This window comes from Cypionkella sp. (assembly GCF_028290025.1).
Lineage (GTDB): Bacteria > Pseudomonadota > Alphaproteobacteria > Rhodobacterales > Rhodobacteraceae > Cypionkella.
In genome coordinates, this window is sequence record NZ_JAQGKQ010000087.1 from 1 (window position 1) to 20,706 (window position 20,706).

The window sequence follows — 20,706 nt, forward strand, 5'->3', positions numbered from 1 at the left end:
GACCTCTAGCGTCGGGTCCTCCAACTGTTTCAGCGCATCTTCGCCGTTTTCGGCCTCAAGCACAGTATAACCGCGCATCCGCAGCGCCCGGCTGGCAAAGGCGCGCACCGGAGCCTCATCTTCGACCAGCAGCACCACGCCTTCGCCTTGCCGCAACACCACTTTCTTCTGCACCGGAGCCAGCACCTCGGTCTGTGCAGCACCTACGAAAATCGGGAAATATAGCTGAAACACCGAGCCTTCGCCTTCGGTCGAATCAACAAAAATGAAGCCGCCAGACTGTTTGACGATGCCGTAAGCCGTTGAAAGCCCAAGTCCCGTACCCTCACCAACGCGCTTTGTGGTGAAAAACGGCTCAAAGATTTTCTGCAACCGCTCTGGCGGAATACCCACACCCGAATCGCTGACCCGGATCAGCGCATACTCGCCCGCAGGCACCACCGCCCGGTCTCGCCGCATCTCATCTCGCAACGTCAGCGCCTCTGTTTCAATCCGAATCGTGCCGCCGTCAGGCATTGCGTCGCGCGCGTTCACCACGAGGTTCATAATTACCTGCTCCAACTGGCGTTTGTCGGCGCGGATCGGCCCCAGATCAGCGGCATGGCCCAGTCGCAGTCGCACCCGCTCTCCGACCAGCCGATTGAGCAGATGCGCCAATTCCGACAGCACATCCTGCAACTCAATCCGCTCTGGCTTCAGGGTCTGCTTGCGCGAAAACGCCAGCAACTGCCCAACCAAAGCCGCCGCTCGGTTGGCATTTTGATGGATCTGAATGAGATCGGCATATTCGCTATCACTGCTGCTGTGGCGCAGCAAAAGCAGATCGCAATGTCCCGAGATCGCCGTCAGCAGGTTGTTGAAGTCATGTGCAACACCGCCCGCAAGTTGGCCAATCGCTTGCATTTTCTGGCTTTGAACAAATTGCGCTTCGAGGGTTTTTAGCTCGGTTGCATCCTGCAATACGGCCAGCACACCCGGGCGGCCCAAATCGACAATGCGGCGCAGCGTCACCTGCAAAAACACTTCGCCACCCAGCCTGCTTGCGCAAAGCACCTCTGCTCCGCCGGGGATGCGTTCGTTTGCCACATCCGACAACCAATCACCGACCGGGCGGCCCAGCCCCTCAAACAAATCGTGCAGCATTTCGGGCGCACCATCCAGATGCAGCAAATCGCGCGCGGCCTTGTTGGCCTGTCGCAACGCACCGTTTACCTCAAATTTCAGCAGCGCCACCGGTACATGCTCAAAATCCGCCGACATGCTTTCGTCGTTCGGATGCCGCGCCACGGGCAGCAGATAAATCTCGCGCCGCTCTCCAACACCCTCAACCTCGGCCAGGATCGCGCGCACCGGGCCCGTCGCTGCCGACACCTCAACTTCTTCGCCCGAATGCAGCGTACTCGAAGTGAAAACCCGGTCCAGCCGTTTTGGCCGCCCGCCGAGCAGCCTGCGCATCGCGTCATTGGTGAACAGCACCACGCCCGCCTTGTTCGCCGTCAACATCGGCAGGCTCAGCGAGTCCGCACCGCGCCCCGCCGTACTGCGATCCTGAAACTCCTCCAATCGCCACAAATAGCGCGACGGCGTCACCTGATGCACCGAAAGCCGCAGATGGCCGCGCCGCGTCGCCACATCTTCACGCGCCGAACCGGAATGGCTCGCCCGCGCTTGCAGCCGGTACAGCACGGCCGAGGGCGCGGCAAAATGATCTTTCAGCGCCGAAATCAGCGTGCCGCTGTGGGTCGCACCAAAACGATGCTGCGCCGCAGTATTTTGAAAGCCGATTTGGCCCTGCTGATCCGTGGTAAAGCAGGGTGTTGCATCAAGTCCGACCAACGCAATCAGCCGGGCCTCTGTCTGCTGCGCCCCGCGCAGCTCGAACCAGCCCGAGCTTTGCTGCAACACCGCGAGCGCAGAAAACGTCAGCCCGCCCGTCAGAAACATCAGCTGCGTCACAAGTTGCGCCGTCAACATAATGCCAGCCGCACAGCAAATCGCCGCTGCGATCAGCACTTCCAAGCCGATATTCTGATGCCTGCCCGGCAAAAATACCTTGGCCAGACTTGTCGTCGAACTGGCCACTACGCCCTCCGATCCGGGATTCGTTTCGTATAATTCGGTCGCATCATTCTGGCGGGCAAAGTGTTAAGCGCGGCTTAACCGCATCGCTTGTAACGCAAAATCACGTTCAGATAGAGTGAAAATCGTGTCTAAGTTGTGTACGAACTCAAACTTCACGCGTCAATAGCGCCACAAAGAACCCATCCGCGCCCTGCAGCGGTGAAAATCGGCGCTGTAACGGGTTGAGCCAACCTGAATGCTTCGCCAGAAACTGCGCAATTTGCGCTTCGTTCTCGCAATTCAGCATCGAGCAGGTCGCGTAAGCCAGCGTACCATTCGGAGCCAAAAGCCCCGCCACGCTGTCCAAAATCCCCGCCTGCATCTCGCACAAAGCCGTCAATCGCTCTGGCGTCAGCGCCCATTTGCCTTGCGGATCACGCCGCCAACTGCCCGAGCCCGAACATGGCACATCTGTGAGGATCACATCGTAACCCTCTCCAATCGCAGCAGTTTCCACGATACTAATCGCAGCGCCAGCCCGCGCCGCCCGCACCGGAATGTCGCGCATCCGCCGCGGGTCCACATCATGCGCCACCACGCTCGCCTTCGCCTGCGCAGCCATCGCTAAAGCCTTGCCACCGCCGCCACTACAGTAGTCGAGCACGCGCTGTCCGTCCTCCAACGGCAGCGCCTCAATCACCGCTTGGCTTGCCGCATCTTGCAACTCTACCAGCCCCTCCAGATACGCTTGCGATTTCTGGATTTTCCGAGCATTTTCCGTGACTTCCAAGGCTGTCTTCGCTAACGGATGTGGCCTCGTTTCAATCTCCTCCGCCGCCAAAGCCGCCTGCGCCGCCAGCAGCGAAGCTTTGCCCAAATTCACCCGCAGAAACACCGGAGCACGCCTGCGCAGCGCATGCATCACGCCGGCAAAATCATCCCCCAACGCCGCCTGCAACGATGCCGCCAACCACTCCGGGCAATCCAGCCCGACGTTGCCCTCGGGCGTAAATCCCGCATCGGCATCTCCCAACACAGCCGGAGCATGACCTATCCCAGTAAACCACTCCGCCGCATCCAAACCCCGATCCCGCAAGCCGCCTAGCACCAACCCGCGCCCGGTTTCCGAACCGCCAAGCGCCGCATACGACCGCTTACACCGCAGCGCATCGAACACCAGATCGCGCACCGCCGCCCGATCACCCGAGCCTGCAAATCGGCTCGCCCGCCCCCAGTTCGTCAGCGCCTGCTCTGCGCCCGAGCCCGCCAAAATCCGGTCCAACACGTCGATGGCGGCCGAAAGTCGCGCTTGCGGTGTCATGGCCTACCCCTTTAACCCGTGTTTCACGCCTCCCTACCGCGCCCGCGTTTTTCCCGCAACCAAACCCCGGGCCACTCAATCCCCTACCGCCAAATATCCCGCCCCAAATCAGTGCCACCCGCATGATCCCGCCGTTTCAAACCACACCTCTGGCAATTCCCACCGCACCGCCCCATCTTCACCCCAAGCGAGGTGCCATGCCCAATCCCCAAACCGACCATATTCCGCTCTCAAAGCAACTGCTCCGCCTCGTTCAATCCGGCACCTCCGAGCGGGTCAGCCTTGGCGATCTGGTCAGCGGCATCAAAACCCATGCCCGCGCTACCTTGTTGATATTGTTCGCGATTCCGAACCTGCTGCCCGGTCTGCCCGGCACCTCTGCAGTCACCGGCCTGCCACTGGTTTACCTGACTTTGCAGATGATGCTGGGCCGCCCCGCTTGGTTGCCCGGTTTCATCGCCAACCGCTCGCTCTCGCGCGCCAATCTGCTCGCGATCCTGACCCGCGCCGCGCCCTACCTCGCCCGCGTTGAGAAAGTCCTTCACCCCCGCCTGCCGAGCCTGACCTCCGAGCACGCTCAACGGATCATGGGAGCCGTCGGCATCCTGTTAAGCCTGCTGGTGATGCTGCCGATCCCCTTCGGCAACTTCTTCCCCGCCTTGGCCATCCTGATCGCCGCCCTAGGACTGCTCGGCCATGACGGCTATTTCATCCTCACCGCCGCAATAATCGCCATCGCCGCCGTGGTCATGCTGGTCGCAGTCTACTGGGCGCTGATCGCCGCCGTGATCTACATGGCATTCAGCACTACCGCTTGAAACTCGCTCCAAAACGCAAAAAGCCCCGCGCAAACGGGGCCTTCTGATTTCATTTAGCCGCCTCAACCGACGCGGTAATTCGGGCTTTCGCGGGTAATCTGCACATCATGCACATGGCTTTCCTTCAAGCCCGCTCCGGTAATCCGTACAAATGTACAACCCGAGCGCATCTCCGCCACCGTCGCACAGCCAGTATATCCCATCGCCGCCCGCAAGCCGCCTACCATCTGGTGAATGACCTGCGCCGCCGTGCCCTTGTAAGGCACCTGACCCTCAATGCCTTCAGGCACCAGCTTGTCAGAAGCCGCGTCTTTTTGGAAATACCGATCCGCCGAACCGCGCGCCATAGCGCCCAAAGACCCCATGCCACGATAAGATTTATACGACCGCCCGTTGAACAAAATCAACTCACCCGGCGACTCGTCAGTCCCCGCAATCGCAGAGCCAACCATCGCGCAAGATGCCCCCTCCGCAATCGCCTTGGCGAAATCGCCCGAGTACTTAATGCCGCCATCCGCAATAATCGGCACATTGCCCGCAGCACCAGCCGCATCCATGATCGCCGTCAGTTGCGGCACGCCCACACCCGCAACAATCCGCGTCGTGCAAATCGAACCCGGACCAATCCCGACCTTCACCGCATCCGCGCCAGCGCCGATCAGCGCCCGCGTAGCCTCAGCCGTAGCGACATTCCCCGCCACAACCTGCACCGTATTGGACGCCTTCTTGATCCGCTCCACCGCAATCGCGACCCCAGCCGAGTGACCATGCGCGGTATCAATCACCACCATATCGACGCCCGCTTCGATCAGCGCCATTGAGCGTTCAAAGCCCGCATCGCCAGTGGTTGACGCAGCAGCCACCCGCAGACGCCCCAACTCATCCTTGCAAGCCTGCGGGTTCAGCACCGATTTCTCGGTATCCTTCAGCGTCAAAAGCCCGGTCAGCTTACCCGCGCCATCCGTCACCAACAGCTTCTCAATCCGCCGCGCCTTCATCAGCGAAATCGCCTCATCCCGATCAATCGGCTCGCGCAGCAATGCCAAATTTTCAAACGACATCATCGCATGAACCGGCGTTTTATCATCCGACGCAAACCGCATATCGCGGTTGGTCACGATGCCCAAAACCCGGCCCTCTTTATCCACCACCGGAAAACCAGTGATCTGATAACGCTCCATCAAAAGCTTGGCGTCGCCCAAAGTTTGATCCGGCGTCAGCGTAATTGGTTGATAAACCACACCACTTTCAAACCGCTTCACCCGAGAAACCTCACGCGCCTGCGCCTCAGTATCCAGATTGCGGTGAATGACCCCGATGCCACCGGCCTGCGCCATAGCAATCGCCATGCGGCCCTCGGTCACCGTATCCATCGCCGACGACAGCAGCGGAATGTTCATCCGAATGCTTTGGGTGACAAAAGTCGAGGTATCCGCCTCGCTCGGCAAAACCGAGCTCGCTTGCGGCACCAGCAAAACGTCATCAAATGTGAGCGCCTCGCGAATCTCCATGTTCACCTCCAACGGGGTCTAAGGGGAGTGTTCGTTTGACGGTTCCCATTTTCACCGATCCGCAGGAATGGCAAGGCCCAAACGCTGCTTGCGCAGAAAATCAGCCCATGCACACTGCGGACAAATCGGGGGAAACATGCGCGTCGCCATTATCGAAAACACCGCCATCACCCATCACGGTCAAGTCGGCGTGGCTTTGCACGAAGCCGCCGCCACCATCGACCTCTATAAACCGTGGCTGGATGGCCGCCTGCCCCGCCCCAACAGCTTCGACGCGCTGATCTCTTTTGGCGGCGAACAGACCGCTTTGTCCGATCACAGCCACCCGTATCTGCCCGATCTCGCAGCCCTGCTCTACGACACCGCGCTCTCCGGCAAAGCCACCCTTGGCATCTGTCTCGGCGCGCAAGCGATGGCCCGAGGCGCTGGTGCAACCAACACCATCGGCACCAACCCCGAGTTCGGCTGGTGTCAGATCGCCCTCACCGATCAGGGCCGCGCCGACCCCGTCCTAGGCCACCTGCCCGCCACCTTCCCGATCTTCGAATGGCACGCCGACCACTTCACTTTGCCCCCCGGCGCCATCCATCTCGCCACCAATCCCGCCGCCCTAGTACAGGCGTACAAGATCGGCCGCGCAGGCTATGCCACCCAGTTCCATTTTGAGGCCAACCGCGCTGTCGTCGCCGACTGGACCCGCCATTTCCCCGACCTGATAGAGGCGCATCGCCCCGGCTTCATCGCCAATCTAGCCGACATCTCCACCGAGAAAGGCGTCCCCGCCGATGCCCACGGCCTTGCCATCGCACGCGCATGGGTAGCCCTGATCTAACTCACCGATCAGCGCCACCCAAAGCTTAACAAACCCAAAACTCAACTCCGCAACCCACTGATTTCCCCCACTTCCAGAATGCTCCCAACTTGGGAGCACCCCAAAACCCTCACTTCAAAAACGGAAACCAATCCTCGCGCAGCACCTGCCCGGCGACCATCCCATGCCCCGGAAACGGCGGCGAAGTCGGCCCCGGCCGCTCCACATACCGCGCATCATCGCCCAGAACCCGCAGCGAAAACGCCCGCCGCCGAGTCCCCGCCTCATTGCCCCGCGCGCCATGCAGGGTGCGATAATTGAACGCCACCGCATCCCCCGGCTCCATCTCCCACTCCCGCACCGGCATCGCTTCGGCATCCGGGTCCGGCACCGCCATGTAGAGATCCGGGTTCGGATAAAACGAGGTTTCCGACAACCAGCGCGTCGGCAACACTTCTTTCGGCCACAGATGCGACCCCGCCACACAGCGCAAACTCGCCTGTTTCACCGGATCGAGCGGCGACCAAAACGATACATTTTGCCGCCCCTCGACGAAATAATACGGCCCATCCTGATGCCAAGGCGTAGCGCGAGACGTGCCGGGTTCCTTCACCAACACATGATCGTGGAACATCTGAACGCGGCTCGAACTCATCAACTTAGCCGCCACATCCGCGACCTCAGACTGTTTGATCACCCGCTCAAACTCCGGGATGCGATCCCAGTTGCAATAGTCGTCAAAGAACCGCCCCGAATCCCCCGGCCGCAAATTCTCCGCCGCATAAGGCCCCGGCTCGGCCATATTGCGCGCCACCCCGGCCCGCAATTCCTCGACCCAATCCGCCCAAAGCCCCTTAACCAGCACCACGCCATCGCGCTGATACGCCTCGACCATCGCATCGGTAACTTCAACCATCACGGCCTCCTGATTTCACTTGCCCTCAAACATGGCCGAGCCCAATCATAGCCGCAAATAATACCTTTCAATGCAGGTCATAACCAAATGCTATCCCTCACCCTGCGCCAACTGGAATACGCCACCGCCGTCGCCCGTCACGGTGGCGTGACCGCAGCCGCCCAGACACTAAACGTCAGCCAGCCCGCCCTGTCAGTCGCCATTGCTCAACTGGAAACCCTGCTGCAACGCCCGCTTTTCCTGCGCCGAGCCGGTGGCCGCCTGACCCCCACCGCCTTCGGGCGCGGCTGGCTGGAACTGGCTGAGGTACAACTGACCGCACTTACCCGCCTCACCGACCCCAACACCGCCGCCGAAGACATCCGCCTCGCGGTGTTTGAAGACCTCGCGGCTGGCTGTCTGGCACCGATCCTGAACCAAGTAGCCCAACGCGCACCGCAGTTGAAGATCACCCCGCAAGTGATGGATTTTGAAACGCTTTCCGAGGCTCTGCACAAGGGCAAAGCCGACCTCGCCTTGACTTGGGATCTTGGTCTGCAAAGCGATATCGCCCGCCAGACCCTTGCCCGCATCGCCCCCCATGCGATCCTGTCGCCCGATCACCGACTTGCGCAAAACCCAAGCCTGAGCCTCGCCCAACTTGCGGAAGAACCGCTGATCTTAACCGATCAGGGCCTTTCACTCGGTCATATGCGCGGACTGTTCGCGCAAGCCGGGCTGACCCCACAACTCCGCCACCGCACCGCCTCGCTCGATTTGATGCGCAGCTACGCCGCCAATGGCCTTGGCATCGGCCTGTCCTACACCAACCCCGCCGCCCGCCTGAGTTCCGATGGGAAACCCTTGGTTACAAGGCCCATCAGTGATGCCGGGACCGAACCACTTATCCTTGCGCACCTTGCACAAAACCCGCCCTCTGCCGCAGCGCAGCAACTAAGCGCGCTGATCCCAGAGGCGCTGCCAGTCGCATTGCGTGGCGAATCACCGCTGATTATTTGATACCGCTTTGAGCCGGCCCAGCCATCGCAACCTACTGAATTAATTTAAAGTGCTGAGAATCAGGCGAGGCTAAGTATAACCGTCGTTCAAACACTTTGACCCCCCCGCCCATGGCGGCTAGTGTCGCCCCGCAACCTGACCCCTCAATCTGACTTGGGTATCCGACCCCGATGAACCTAAAAGAACTGGCGCAAAAGCTGAACCTCTCGCCCACGACCGTCAGCCGCGCGCTGAACGGTTATCCCGAGGTTAACGATGTGACGCGCGACCGTATTGTAGCGGCCGCCAAGCGCTACAACTACCGCCCCAATACCCGCGCCATTCGGCTGGCTACCGGGCGTGCGATGGCGGTCGGCCATGTCATTCCGGTTGCCACCAAAAGCGAGATTATGAATCCGGTCTTTGGTGACTTTATCGCCGGCGCGGGTGAGGTTTACGCCGCAAATGGCTATGATATGCTGCTGTCCGTGGTCGCAGATGAGGCCGAAGCCGCCGCCTACCGCGATCTGAAATCGCGCGGCGCGGTTGATGGCGTGATCGTCCACGCCGTGCGCACCTATGATCCGCGCATCGCCTGTCTGCAAGACTTGGGTCTGCCGTTTGTCACCCATGGTCGGGCTACCGGTATCGAGGTCGATTATTCCTGGGTCGATGTCAACAACCGCCGCGCCTTCCTGCGCGCCACCGAGTTTCTGCTGGATTTGGGCCATAGCCGCATCGCCTTGATCAACGGCAAAGAGGAAATGGACTTCGCCATCCGCCGCCGCACCGGATATGTTGATGCGTTGCTGGGGCATGAGATTGCGCGCGACGCCGACCTGATGACCAGCGATGAGATGACCGAGGTCTCCGGCCACCGCGCCGCCAAGCGTATGCTGGCGCTGGATAATCCCCCAACCGCTTTCGTTGCCGCCTCTATGCTCTCCGGCATGGGCGTGCGCCGCGCGATTGAAGGTCAGGGCCTTAAACTCGGTCGTGACGTCTCAGTGATCATCTTCGACGACGAACTCAGCTATCTGCGCAACGGCGAAGATTTGCCTATTTTCACCGCCACACGGTCTTCTGTGCGCGATGCCGGGCGCATTGCTGCTGAAATGCTGCTTGCGCTGGTCGCCGACCCACTGCAAGCCCCACTGCAACGCCTGCTAGAGGCCGATCTGATCATCGGCCAATCCACCGGCCCTGCCCCGCGTAAGTAACGTAGTTTCAACGGCCTGCGGGCTAAAGCTAAGACAATGAGGTCACAAATGTCCAAGCCCCTTGCCCTCGTTGCCGATATCGGTGGCACCAACACCCGCGTCGCTTTGGCCGATGGAAAAGTGGTGCGCCAAGCCAGCATCCGCCGCTATGCCAACGCCGAGTTCACCAGCTTGGAGCCGGTTTTGACCCGCTACATGGCCGAAGAAGGCTTGAAATCGGTCGATGGCGTCTGCGTCGCCGCCGCTGGTCCGGTTCGTGATGGCGTAGCCGTGATGACCAACCTATCGTGGGTGATCGACGCCGCTTTGCTGATCCGCGCCACGCAGGCTTCCCAAACAGCGATCCTCAACGATCTACAAGCGCAAGGCCATGCTTTGGGCCATATCGCCCCCGAATTTCTGCGCACCCTGATCCCCGGTCCGCAGCTGGCTGGTGCCACGATGCTGGTGGTCGGCGTTGGCACCGGTATGAATGCCGCCCCGGTGCATGATACCGCCCAAGGTCGCCTCGTCGCCCCGTCAGAATGCGGCCATATCGCGATGCCAGTGCAGACCGAGCAAGATTTCCGCCTGTCGCGCTTTGTCGCCCACTGCGGCACCAATGCGCATGGTTACGCCGGGGTTGAGGACGTTTTGGCGGGCCGTGGTCTGGAACGCATCCACGCCTTCATCACCGCCGAGGCTGGCCATCCGCAAGATCTGAAAGCCGCCGCGATCATGGCCGCCCTTGCTGCCAATGACCCTCTCGCGCGCGAAACTGCCAAGCTTTACATGCACTTACTCGGTCAGGAGCTTGGCAACCTCGCGCTGATCCACCTGCCGTTCGGTGGCATCTACCTGATCGGCGGCGTCGCCCGCGCCATGGTGCCTTACATGGATGAGATGAACCTCGCCGCTGCTTTCCGCGACAAGGGTCGCTTCGCCGAGTTCATGCAAAGCTTCGCGGTCTACGCGGTTGAAGACGATTTCGCGGCGCTCACCGGTTGCGCCGCTTACCTGGCCAGCGGTGGCCGGGATTAACCCCCGGTTAAGCCCCCAGCCGATCCGCGATAAAGCTTAACGCCACCTGCAAGCCATCTGGCGCAATGCCATGCCCGGTGCCTTTCATCACATGACCAAACACTTGGAAGCCATTGGCGACCAACGCGTTTCCCGCAGCAGCCATTTCTGCGAATGGCACCACCGGGTCTTGATCGCCATGTATCAGCAGCACCTCAGGCTTCACCTGAGCTTCAGCGCCTAACAGCTCGGGAAACATCAGCATTCCTGAAATCGCCAGTACTCCCGCCAGCACATCAGACCGCCGCGGTGCCACGTGCAGGCTCATCATCGCGCCTTGCGAAAATCCCACCAGCACCAGCGCCTTCGCCTCCAAGCCTTCCTCTGCCAACCGGGCATCCAGAAATCCGTTCAAATCCTCGGCAGCGCGCGCCAGACTGGCTTTGGCCACGCTTTCCGATGACCCATCAAACCGAGGGATGCCAAACCACTGCCGCCCGAACGCAGTACCAGCACAAGCCTCGGGTGCATCCGGCGCGTAAAACACCGTTTCGGGCAGGTGCGCCGCTAACGTACTCGCCAGCCCCAACAAATCCGCGCCGTCGGCACCGTAGCCATGCACGAACACCACCATCGAGCGGGCAACCCCTGAAGCCGCCGCCACGCGCCCGAATTTCAACTCTCTCATCGGATACCTTCCCGCGATTTTGCCACATGATAATAAGCCCATAGCACCCGGGCTGCAACGCTGCGCCACGGGCTCCACGCTTCGGCCATCAGCCGGAAAGCCTTTTCCGAAGGTCGCTCCGAAAGCCCGAGCAGCAGTTTCGCGCCTTCCTGCAACGCCAAATCACCCGGCGCAAACACGTCCGCGCGGCCCAAGGCGAACATCGCATAAATCTCGGCTGTCCAACGCCCAATCCCCGGCACCGCGACCAGTTCGGCAATCACCACCTCATTAGGCATCGCCCGCAAGGCTATGAAATCAATGCCAGAAGCCGCGAGCGCCCGCGCATAGCGCGCTTTCTGCCGCGACAGCCCAACGCTGCGCAAATCTTCATCCGAAGCCGCCAGAACACCCGCCTGATCGACCACGCCGCCAGCTTCCATCCGCGCCCAGATCGCATTCGCCGAGGCCACCGAAACTTGCTGCCCAACAATCGCATCCAAAAGCGCGGTAAATCCATCGGCATGACGCCGCAGCGGCAGCGCGCCGACCAGTTCCAGCGCCTGCGCAAACCGCACATCCGAGGCCGAAAGCCACGCAGCACCCTCGGCCACGCAATCCAAACTCTCAATAATCCGCCCGACCATAATCCCTCCACCCCCGCTCAAACGATAAGACCAGAGCGAATCCCCCTTGCCGACACCAAAACCCACCCCTACCGATGGCATATGACGACAGATCAAGACAGCCTCGCCCGCCGCAACGTATATGTGCTCGTTGCCTCTCAAGCCATTCTCGGCGCGCAACTGCCGATGATTTTCATCATAGCCGGGTTGGCGGGCCAAAGCCTTGCGCCCAATCCCTGCTGGGCAACCCTGCCGATCTCGGCCATGGTGATCGCTTCAATGCTGACGGCGACGCCAATTTCTGCGTTTATGGCGCGCTACGGTCGGCGCGCGGGCTTCGTCGCGGGCACATTGGGCGGCACCTTGGGCGCGTCAATCGGCGCTACGGGGCTTTATCTTGGCTCGTTTAGCATCTTTGTGCTCGGCGCATTCTTTTCTGGCATTTATATGTCAGCCCAAGGCTTTTACCGCTTCGCAGCCGCCGATACCGCATCCGATGCCTTCCGCCCCAAAGCAATTTCTTGGGTAATGGCGGGCGGTCTGCTGTCTGCAATTGTTGGGCCTGAACTGGTAAAACTGACGAATTCTCTGTTGGTCGTGCCGTTTCTGGGCACATATCTCACCATCATCGCACTGAATTTGGTCGGTATCTTTTTGTTCGGCCTGCTTAAAATTCCCAAACCGCCAGCGCCAATCGCAGGCAGCGCCCTGGGCCGCAGCCGAGCCGAACTGATCCGCACCCCAGCCATCGCGGTTGCGGTGATCGTTGCCACGGTGTCTTATGCGCTGATGAATTTGGTGATGACCTCGTCGCCGCTGGCCGTTGTCGGCTGTGGTTTTCAGAAATCTGACGCCGCGAACGTTGTGATGGGACACGTCTTGGCGATGTATGCGCCTTCCTTCGTTACAGGCCATATCATCGCCCGTTTTGGCACCCAAAGAGTGATGGCAGTGGGCCTGATGATCCTCGCCGCTGCCGGAGCAGTTGCGATGGCTGGCGTCGATATTTTCAACTTTTTCGCAGCGCTGATGCTGCTGGGATTTGGCTGGAACTTTGCCTTCATCGGGGCCACCACCATGCTCACCACGCTGATTGTCCCCGCCGAGCGCGGCCGGATGCAAGGCATGAACGACCTCATTGTGTTTGGCGGCGTCACCCTTGCCAGCTTCTCGTCGGGTGGCCTGATGAACTGTTCTGGCAGCTCGGTGCAAGCTGGTTGGCAGGCGGTAAACCTCGCGATGTTGCCGTTCTTAGTGTTGGCAGGCGGCGCGCTGATCTGGCTGGCGCTGCGGCCAAAGCAGGTCAGCGAAGCATGATCCGCGCCGCGACCCCCGCCGATCTGCCGCAGCTTTGCACCATGGTCCACGCCCTCGCCGACTATCACGGCGATACCGCCACAGCGACGGTCGCCGACCTGCGACGCGATCTTTTTGGTGCAACGCCGTGGCTGCACGCCTTGGTTTTCGCCGAGCCGCGCCGCCTGCTGGGCTATGCCGCCCTCACGCAGTTGGCGCGGGTGCAATACGGCCAACGCGGCATGGATTTGCATCACTTGTACGTTTGTACGGACTATCGAGGCGATGGCATCGGTAAGGCGCTATTGGCCGCCACCCTCGACTACGCGAGGCATAATAACGCAAGCTATGTGACGGTGACAACGCTGCCCGGAAACGCCATCGCACAGGCGTTTTATCTGGCACAAGGCTTTCAACCAGCCCCAACCACGGGCTTGCGCTATGCTCTCAACCTTGCGGACAAATCTTAACCAAACCTTAATTCGTCGGCTAAGCCCTTGATTTATCGTCGCTGTAAACTTGTCCACACGTGGCGCTCACCAACGCCCCGAAAGTGCCTGCCACGTTAGTCGCCCCCGGCGCGCAAACTCCGACAAGCCCATACGACCCTCCGCGACAATCATCGGATCGGCGACAACCTGTCTCAAAAGCGCCTCAGCCTGCCATCCAGCAAGCAAAGCCGGAGAAGCCTTGCCCACCCATCGCCGCCCTACCCGCGCCGCCGAAATCTTCTGCAGTCCCCGCGCCGCCAAGTCTCGGACCGCCCCCGGCCGCCCGTCCACCAAAGGTCGCCGCCCGCGTTCCTCAAGCGCCGGAACCGCCCGCAAATACGACGCCAAGCCCGCAGCCCAGCCATAATCGCGCACCGCCTGCTCCGCCCGATCCTGCGCGCCACAAGCCCGCGCCGCCAGCCACATCAAGCCGCCCGAAGTCTCATCAAGATACACATCAAACGCCGCCTGATCCTCAAACGGCTCGGAGTACACATCCCAAACCCGCGCCGCCGCCATTCTATCCAGCACCGCCACATCCAGCCCCGCGGCCCCGATCAATTCATGCAGCGGCCCCGCCACCTCATGCGCCCGAGGGGCCGGTTCCGTCACCACATCGCGCCACCACTGCAGCCGCATTTCCGCAATCATCGGCTGTTTCGTCACCCACGGCGCCCGCGCGATCTCCAGATTGAACGCATAAAGCGGCCATAACCGGCCCCGCATCTCAACCGGAGCGGCCATCACGGCGGTGAACCGATCCGGGTCGCCCCGTTCAACCAGATCAGCGCAAGCAGCCAAACTCAAACCGGAGCTCCAATATCACGGATCAGTTTCCAGTTGATCGCATCCAACAACGCTTCAAAACTGGCGTCAACGATGTTCGCCGAGACGCCGACGGTGGACCACCGCCGTCCTTGGCTGTCTTCGCTGTCAATAATGACTCGGGTCACCGCTTCAATGCCGCCCTGGGTGATGCGAACTTTAAAATCAACCAACCGCAGGTCATCGATTACGCCCTGATACGGCCCGAGATCTTTTGCCAAAGCTTTCGATAGAGCATTCACCGGGCCGTGATCGGTGCCGGTTTCATCCATGCTTTCGGACACCGACAGCATTTTCTGCTCACCGATTTTCACCACAACCACGGCTTCGGAGAGGCTGACCATCCGGTCGTATTTATTCTTCCTCCGCTCCACCGTTACCCGGTAACGCTTGACCTCAAAGAACACCGGCAGCAGTCCGAGTTCTTTGCGCGCGACCAATTCAAAACTCGCCTGAGCGCTGTCATAGGCATAGCCTTGATCCTCGCGCTCTTTCACGATTTCGAGGATACGCCCCAGCCGGGGATCGCCCGCATCGACTTCAATGCCCGCAGAGATCAGTCGGGCGCGCAGATTAGATTGACCGGCCTGATTTGACATCGGAATGATGCGTTCATTGCCCACCGTCTCTGGTGGTATATGCTCATAAGTGTTTGGGTTCTTTAAGATTGCGCTCGCATGTAGACCCGCTTTATGAGCGAAAGCACTCGCGCCCACATAGGGTGCGGCACGGTGCGGCACGCGGTTTAGTATGTCGTCTAACATGCGGGACAGGCGTACAAGACTGCTTAGATTCTCGGTTGAGACGCCACAGTCCAACTGGCTCGCGAAGGGCTCTTTCAGCAGCAGAGTCGGGATTAGAGTGATCAGATTGGCGTTGCCGCAACGCTCCCCAAGTCCGTTCAGCGTGCCTTGTATCTGCCGTGCGCCCGCCTCGACTGCTGCCAGTGAGTTCGCCACAGCGTTGCCGGTATCGTCGTGACAGTGGATGCCTAAGCGATCACCGGGGATGCCAGCGGCGATCACCTCTGCCACGACGCGGCCGACTTCCGAAGGCAAAGTGCCACCATTGGTATCGCATAAAACGATCCAGCGCGCGCCTGCACCATAGGCCGCGCGCAAGCACGACAGCGCGTAGTCGGGGTTGGCGCGGTAGCCGTCGAAGAAATGCTCGGCGTCAAACAAAGCCTCGCGACCTTTGGCGATTACGTGCTTGAATGAGGCGGCAATCGCTTCTCTGTTTTCCTCAAGGGAAACACCGAGGGCCGTGGTCACGTGAAAATCATGGGTTTTGCCGACCAGACAAACCGCAGGCGTTCCCGCATCCAGCACAGCCGCCAGCACATCATCATTCTCGGCTGACCGCCCGACCCGCTTGGTCATCCCAAACGCCGTCATTGTGGCGCGTGTCTTTGGCGCGTTGGCGAAAAACTCTGAGTCGGTCGGGTTTGCGCCGGGCCATCCACCCTCAATGTAATCCACTCCTAACGCATCGAGCGCCGTGGCAATCTGGCGTTTTTCGGCGGTGGAGAATTGCACGCCTTGGGTTTGCTGTCCGTCGCGCAGGGTGGTGTCGAACAGGTAGAGACGCTCGCGGGTCATTTGAGGGACTCGAGCTTGGCGGGGTCGAAGTTGGGGCCGCGCAACAATTCAACGCCGGATTTCAACATGCGCACTTCTATACCAGCAGCAATCAAGGTGTCTTTTCTCGCGTCAACCAATGAAAAGTTTTTTGTAACACTTGCCTCAGCTCTTAGCCGATTAAGATCCGCTGCCAGTGGCGAAAGCAGAGCATCGCCTCGGACATTAACAATGCCGCGCGTTTCGTCAAAGCTCTGTGCTTTCGCAAGGGCCTGCGGATGTGCTTTTAAATCAAAGCCAAGTAAAATCTGGGACGCATATAGATCATCGAGATGCTCCCCGAGTTCATGTCTGGAAACCCGCTTCTCCAGATTTTTCCGGCGCAACTCATTCGTGGCAAGCGAGGTATTTAGATCGTCTTTAAGTGCCTCAACTATCCACGGAAACGGTTGACCGATTTTAAGATTTGAAAGCGTCTCTTGCCCCGAAGTGCCGAGAATCCCAGCCATCTCATTAACTGCAACTTGAGCATCACTCGCTTTTCTCATCGTCCAATCCATCGGCTTGCCGTAATGCGTCCCCAAATACACCATCCGGATCACCTCGCCCGGATAGCCCTGATCCAGCAAATCCCGCACCGTAAAGAAATTCCCCAAGCTCTTGGACATCTTCTTGCCCTCGACCTGCAACATCTCGTTGTGCATCCAGACATTTGCGAAACTCGCTTGCGGATGGGCGCAGGAGCTTTGGGCGATTTCGTTTTCGTGGTGAGGGAACTGCAAGTCCAACCCGCCGCCGTGGATGTCAAAACTCGCGCCCAGCAGTTCGTAACTCATCGCCGAGCATTCGATATGCCAGCCGGGGCGACCGAAGCCCCAAGGGCTTTCCCAGCCGGGAAGATCTGCGTCGGAGGGTTTCCACAGCACGAAATCCATCGGGTCTTCTTTATAGGGCGCGACTTCTACCCGCGCGCCTGCAATCATATCGTCTATGGTGCGACCAGATAGCGCGCCGTAGTTTTTATACGAACGCACACGGAATAACACATGGCCGTCGACGGCATAAGCATGGCCTGAGGTAATCAGACCGTCGATCATGGTGATCATCGCGCCGATATATTCGGTGGCACGGGGCTCGGCCTTTCTCAATCCAGCTTCGCTTCGATCTTCTCGGATGCTGGGCCGCAGCGCGCCCAAAGCGTCCATATCATCATGATACCATTGGATAGTTTCCTCGGTCCGCTCGCGGATCAAGACCTCCAATGGGCGCGGGTCGCCGGCTTGTTGGCGGGCCAAAGCGGTGGCGTTGATCTTGTCATCCACATCGGTGAAATTGCGCACATAGGTGACGTGATCGGGCCCATAGACGTGGCGCAAAAGCCGATACAGCACGTCAAACACCACCACAGGACGGCCATTGCCGAGGTGGGCGCGGTCGTAAACCGTCGGGCCGCAGACATACATCCGCACATTTTCGGGATCAATCGGGGTGAAGATTTCCTTCGCCCGCGTCTTGGTGTTGTGCAGTTTGATCATTGCAACCCTCGTCTTTAGCGCTCGCATTTGCCTGCGGCGGGTTTATCAGCTTGATCCTGTTGAGGGAATGAGGTGATGGCCCGCTCGACTATTAGTCAGCAGGTAATGCCGCAAATGATGATGCCCATCGTGTTCATCTCTGCTTAATAGCGCCGAAATGGCGGTGCGCCAAGTCCCTTTGACAGCGCAGGCGTTTGACGTTGCACGCGCCATTGGCCCGATCGCGAAACCGGAGGCAAAACGATCGGGCGGTGCGTGAATCGCAAATGATTTTGCTAAATTTCCGCGGCCATTATCGGCACAAACCAGCGGCGATAATCGGGCGTTTTTGATGCACCCGTCGCCGCCGTTGATTGTGATTAGTCGCGTTCGGCCAGCGCCAGCCATTCGGCCTCAGCTGCGGCGAGTTGGGCTTGGCGTTCGGACAACGCCTCACCGGCTTTGCGGAACTTCACCGGTTCTTTGGTGAACATCACCGGGTCGGACAGCAGATCAGACACCTTGCCGATCTCAGCTTCAAGCTTTTCAATCAGCGCAGGCAAGGCTTCGAGACGTTTGCGTTCGGTGAAGGTTAGACCCTCAGTCTTCCTCGCATCGGACTTTAGGTTATTCGTAGAACTTCCTGATTTAGCTGAGTTATCGGCAGTTAGCGTGCCACCTGAAACCACGCGCTGATTTTGGTAATCGGTCCAGCCACCGGGGTAGACCGAAGCACGGCCCCGGCCTTCCATCGCCACGGTTGAGGTGGCGATGCGGTCAATGAAATCGCGGTCGTGGCTGACCAGCAGCACGGTGCCATCGTAATCGCCGAGGATGTCTTGCAGCAGGTCGAGGGTTTCGACGTCCAGATCGTTGGTAGGTTCGTCCATGATCAGCAGGTTTGAGGGCTGCGCCATCAATTTAGCCAGCAACAACCGGGCCTTTTCGCCGCCAGAAAGCGAGCGCACCGGGGCGCGGGCCTGGCTTTCGTCGAACAGGAAATCTTTCAGATACGCGATGACGTGCTTCGGGTTGCCGCGCACCATCACCTGATCGGAACTGCCTGAGACCGCCATCAGCGGGTCATTGGTCAGGCTGTCCCACAGCGTCGCGTTCGGGTCGAGACGCGCGCGGGCTTGATCGAACACCGCAATATCGAGATTGGTGCCGAGTTGCACCGTGCCGGAATCGGGCATAATTTCGCCCGTCAACATTTTGAGAAGCGTGGTTTTGCCGACGCCATTGGGGCCCACGAAAGCGACGCGGTCGCCGCGCTGTATCCGCAGATCGAAATCTTGCACGATGATCTTGTCGCCGAAAATCTTGCTGATCCCGCGCGCTTCAATCACCCGTTTGCCCGATTGCGTGCCCGATTCGAGCTCCATCATGGCGGTGCCCTGACGACGGATTTGCGCGCCACGTTCATCGCGCAGGGCAGCCAGAGCGCGGACCCGGCCTTGGTTGCGCTTGCGTCGGGCAGAGATGCCCTCAACCGCCCACTTCGCCTCGGCTTTGATCTTGCGATCCAGCTTGTGGCGGGCTTCATCTTCTTCGGCCCAAACGGTTTCGCGCCATTCTTCGAAGCCGTCAAACCCGGCCTCGCGACGTTTGACTTGACCGCGGTCAATCCACAACGTCGCCCGTGTCAGCGCCCGCAAGAACGCGCGGTCGTGCGAGATCAGAACGAAAGCGGTGCGGGTGCCTTTGAGTTCTTCTTCAAGCCATTCAATAGCTTGGATGTCGAGGTGGTTGGTCGGCTCGTCCAGTAGCATGAGCTCTGGCGCTTCGGCCATCAGCTTGGCCAAGGCGGCGCGGCGGCGCTCACCACCAGAGGCAATCGAGACCAAAGTGTCGGGGTTGAACTTCAAACCCTCGGCGACCATCGGCACTTTATATTCTTCGCCATCTGGCAAGCAGCTGGCGGCATAATCACCCAAGGTCTCGAACCCCGACAGATCCGGGTCTTGCTCCATATAGCCGACTTGGACGCCGGGCGGCACCACGCGGATGCCTTTGTCGGGTTCAACAAGCCCCGCCATCACCTTCATCAAGGTGGATTTGCCAGAGCCGTTGCGGCCGACAAGCGCCACCCGATCACCGGGTTGGACGACAAGATCAAGCTCGTCAAAAACAGGATTGCCGCCGAAAGTCAGCGAGATGCCAGAAAGCTGGAGGAGGGGTGCGCGTGCCATGCCGCCTGCTAGGACACCTTTTAGGCGGCGTCAATCGGCGATGGCACGCAAAGTACGCGCATTTTTATCCGGCAACTGCGCGCAGAGCACGCGCGCGGGCGGCTGGAATCTTAGCGATCTCCACTGCGGTGAACACATGCAGGGTATCTAGCTGGCGATCAATCACCGCATGATCGCTGACCCAGCCTGCCATCGCAAGATAGGTGCGCAGCAGTGGTGGTAGGCTTTGCAGGGCCTCACGCAGATCGAAGGCGAAATCCTTCAAGCAGCTGTCGAAGTGGACGGTTTCCTTAGCTTTTTCCAATGGTCGCCAAGGTGCAGGCGCTAGATGCCCGCGCAACATGGCCAAGGCTTTGGCATGGAGCCGCCAGTCGGTGCCCTCGAATGATGAGCAGCCAAACAGCAGGCTTACCCGCTGTGCATCGACAATCTGCGCCATTGCGCCCCAAGCCAGCCGCAAAATGTCGGGGTCGTTCCAATCGGGATCAAGACAGAATCGGCCGAGCTCTAATTTCGCTCCGGCAAAGCTTTCGAGCGCGGCAAGCCCGTAAACCTGCGCCGCATAGCTTTCAGCCAAGCTCTGCCCCGCGCTAAATGACATCAGCCGATAGCAGCAGACCAGTTTGCCGCTGGCGATATCTTCGACGAGCACATGCTGACACAGCGCGTCAAAAGCGTCAGCATCGCGGCCTTCGGCACCGACAATGCCGCGACGGACGAGAAAACTGCGGTGCCGCAAGCTTTGCGCGCGGGCGAGGTCGGCGGCATCCAATGCCAGCCGCACCAGGTATTGACCTTTCACCAGCGGTATCACTTAGGCGAACCTCGCGAAAATCGTCGCTTGTCACATAAACATGCCTGCGCTACCCCGGCGAAGCAA

18 protein-coding genes are annotated in these 20,706 nt (G+C 59.9%); 7 read left to right on the forward strand and 11 right to left on the reverse strand.

Features of this window, described 5'->3' with window-relative positions; translation table 11 throughout:
- Positions 1 to 1,974 (reverse strand): ATP-binding protein (locus tag JWS10_RS14340; RefSeq protein WP_299508602.1); only part of this gene is annotated, 1,974 nt, incomplete at its 3' end.
- Between the two features lie 253 nt (positions 1,975 to 2,227).
- On the reverse strand, positions 2,228 to 3,382 hold the full coding sequence (locus JWS10_RS14345; RefSeq protein WP_299508509.1) for an RsmB/NOP family class I SAM-dependent RNA methyltransferase: 1,155 nt from the start codon (positions 3,380 to 3,382) through the stop codon (positions 2,228 to 2,230).
- A gap of 197 nt (positions 3,383 to 3,579) precedes the next feature.
- Between JWS10_RS14345 and JWS10_RS14350 the strand changes: the two genes are divergently transcribed.
- Positions 3,580 to 4,200: an exopolysaccharide biosynthesis protein gene (locus tag JWS10_RS14350; RefSeq protein ID WP_299508511.1), complete on the forward strand. Its 621-nt coding sequence runs from the start codon at positions 3,580 to 3,582 to the stop codon at positions 4,198 to 4,200.
- 62 nt (positions 4,201 to 4,262) lie between these two features.
- Here JWS10_RS14350 and guaB read toward each other — a convergent pair whose 3' ends face one another.
- A complete protein-coding gene (guaB, locus tag JWS10_RS14355) occupies positions 4,263 to 5,711 on the reverse strand; it encodes an IMP dehydrogenase (RefSeq protein ID WP_299508513.1) in 1,449 nt (482 codons plus the stop codon).
- 136 nt (positions 5,712 to 5,847) lie between these two features.
- Here guaB and JWS10_RS14360 point away from each other — a divergent pair, with 136 nt between their 5' ends.
- Positions 5,848 to 6,543 carry a type 1 glutamine amidotransferase gene (locus tag JWS10_RS14360; RefSeq protein ID WP_299508515.1) on the forward strand — a complete coding sequence of 232 codons (696 nt, stop codon included), beginning with the start codon at positions 5,848 to 5,850 and terminating at the stop codon, positions 6,541 to 6,543.
- A 109-nt stretch (positions 6,544 to 6,652) separates the two neighbouring features.
- On the opposite strand, the gene JWS10_RS14365 is transcribed toward JWS10_RS14360, so the two are convergent.
- Positions 6,653 to 7,438 carry a phytanoyl-CoA dioxygenase family protein gene (locus JWS10_RS14365; RefSeq protein WP_299508517.1) on the reverse strand — a complete coding sequence of 262 codons (786 nt, stop codon included), beginning with the start codon at positions 7,436 to 7,438 and terminating at the stop codon, positions 6,653 to 6,655.
- An 87-nt stretch (positions 7,439 to 7,525) separates the two neighbouring features.
- Here JWS10_RS14365 and JWS10_RS14370 point away from each other — a divergent pair, with 87 nt between their 5' ends.
- From JWS10_RS14370 to JWS10_RS14380, 3 genes are all read left to right on the forward strand, one after another.
- Positions 7,526 to 8,437 (forward strand): LysR family transcriptional regulator, encoded by a 912-nt coding sequence (locus JWS10_RS14370; protein ID WP_299508519.1) that lies wholly within the window; start codon positions 7,526 to 7,528, stop codon positions 8,435 to 8,437.
- Between the two features lie 170 nt (positions 8,438 to 8,607).
- Complete coding sequence (locus JWS10_RS14375; protein WP_299508520.1) at positions 8,608 to 9,636, forward strand: LacI family DNA-binding transcriptional regulator; 1,029 nt, start codon at positions 8,608 to 8,610, stop codon at positions 9,634 to 9,636.
- A gap of 48 nt (positions 9,637 to 9,684) precedes the next feature.
- A complete protein-coding gene (locus JWS10_RS14380; RefSeq protein WP_299508522.1) occupies positions 9,685 to 10,656 on the forward strand; it encodes an ROK family protein in 972 nt (323 codons plus the stop codon).
- Between the two features lie 7 nt (positions 10,657 to 10,663).
- Here the strand turns inward: JWS10_RS14380 and JWS10_RS14385 are convergent, their stop codons facing one another.
- Together JWS10_RS14385 and JWS10_RS14390 are read right to left on the reverse strand one after the other, a co-directional pair.
- Positions 10,664 to 11,323 (reverse strand): alpha/beta fold hydrolase, encoded by a 660-nt coding sequence (locus JWS10_RS14385; RefSeq protein ID WP_299508524.1) that lies wholly within the window; start codon positions 11,321 to 11,323, stop codon positions 10,664 to 10,666.
- Complete coding sequence (locus JWS10_RS14390; RefSeq protein WP_299508526.1) at positions 11,320 to 11,949, reverse strand: DNA-3-methyladenine glycosylase 2 family protein; 630 nt, start codon at positions 11,947 to 11,949, stop codon at positions 11,320 to 11,322. Before JWS10_RS14390 ends, JWS10_RS14385 begins: the two co-directional genes overlap by 4 nt.
- Positions 11,950 to 12,030: 81 nt before the next feature.
- Here JWS10_RS14390 and JWS10_RS14395 point away from each other — a divergent pair, with 81 nt between their 5' ends.
- Both JWS10_RS14395 and JWS10_RS14400 read left to right on the forward strand, forming a co-directional pair.
- A complete protein-coding gene (locus JWS10_RS14395; RefSeq protein ID WP_299508528.1) occupies positions 12,031 to 13,245 on the forward strand; it encodes an MFS transporter in 1,215 nt (404 codons plus the stop codon).
- On the forward strand, positions 13,242 to 13,694 hold the full coding sequence (locus JWS10_RS14400; protein WP_299508530.1) for a GNAT family N-acetyltransferase: 453 nt from the start codon (positions 13,242 to 13,244) through the stop codon (positions 13,692 to 13,694). Before JWS10_RS14395 ends, JWS10_RS14400 begins: the two co-directional genes overlap by 4 nt.
- A gap of 66 nt (positions 13,695 to 13,760) precedes the next feature.
- On the opposite strand, the gene JWS10_RS14405 is transcribed toward JWS10_RS14400, so the two are convergent.
- From JWS10_RS14405 to JWS10_RS14425, 5 genes are all read right to left on the reverse strand, one after another.
- Positions 13,761 to 14,522: a squalene/phytoene synthase family protein gene (locus tag JWS10_RS14405; protein WP_299508532.1), complete on the reverse strand. Its 762-nt coding sequence runs from the start codon at positions 14,520 to 14,522 to the stop codon at positions 13,761 to 13,763.
- Positions 14,519 to 16,141, reverse strand: a complete 1,623-nt coding sequence (cimA, locus tag JWS10_RS14410; protein WP_299508534.1) for a citramalate synthase — start codon at positions 16,139 to 16,141, stop codon at positions 14,519 to 14,521. Before cimA ends, JWS10_RS14405 begins: the two co-directional genes overlap by 4 nt.
- Positions 16,138 to 17,655, reverse strand: a complete 1,518-nt coding sequence (gene cysS, locus JWS10_RS14415; protein WP_299508536.1) for a cysteine--tRNA ligase — start codon at positions 17,653 to 17,655, stop codon at positions 16,138 to 16,140. Before cysS ends, cimA begins: the two co-directional genes overlap by 4 nt.
- Positions 17,656 to 18,014: 359 nt before the next feature.
- The gene (locus JWS10_RS14420; RefSeq protein ID WP_299508538.1) at positions 18,015 to 19,826 is read right to left on the reverse strand and encodes an ATP-binding cassette domain-containing protein; all 1,812 of its coding nucleotides are present in this window, start codon (positions 19,824 to 19,826) and stop codon (positions 18,015 to 18,017) included.
- A 64-nt stretch (positions 19,827 to 19,890) separates the two neighbouring features.
- Positions 19,891 to 20,640: a GNAT family N-acyltransferase gene (locus JWS10_RS14425; RefSeq protein WP_299508540.1), complete on the reverse strand. Its 750-nt coding sequence runs from the start codon at positions 20,638 to 20,640 to the stop codon at positions 19,891 to 19,893.
- Between the last annotated feature and the right edge of the window lie 66 nt (positions 20,641 to 20,706).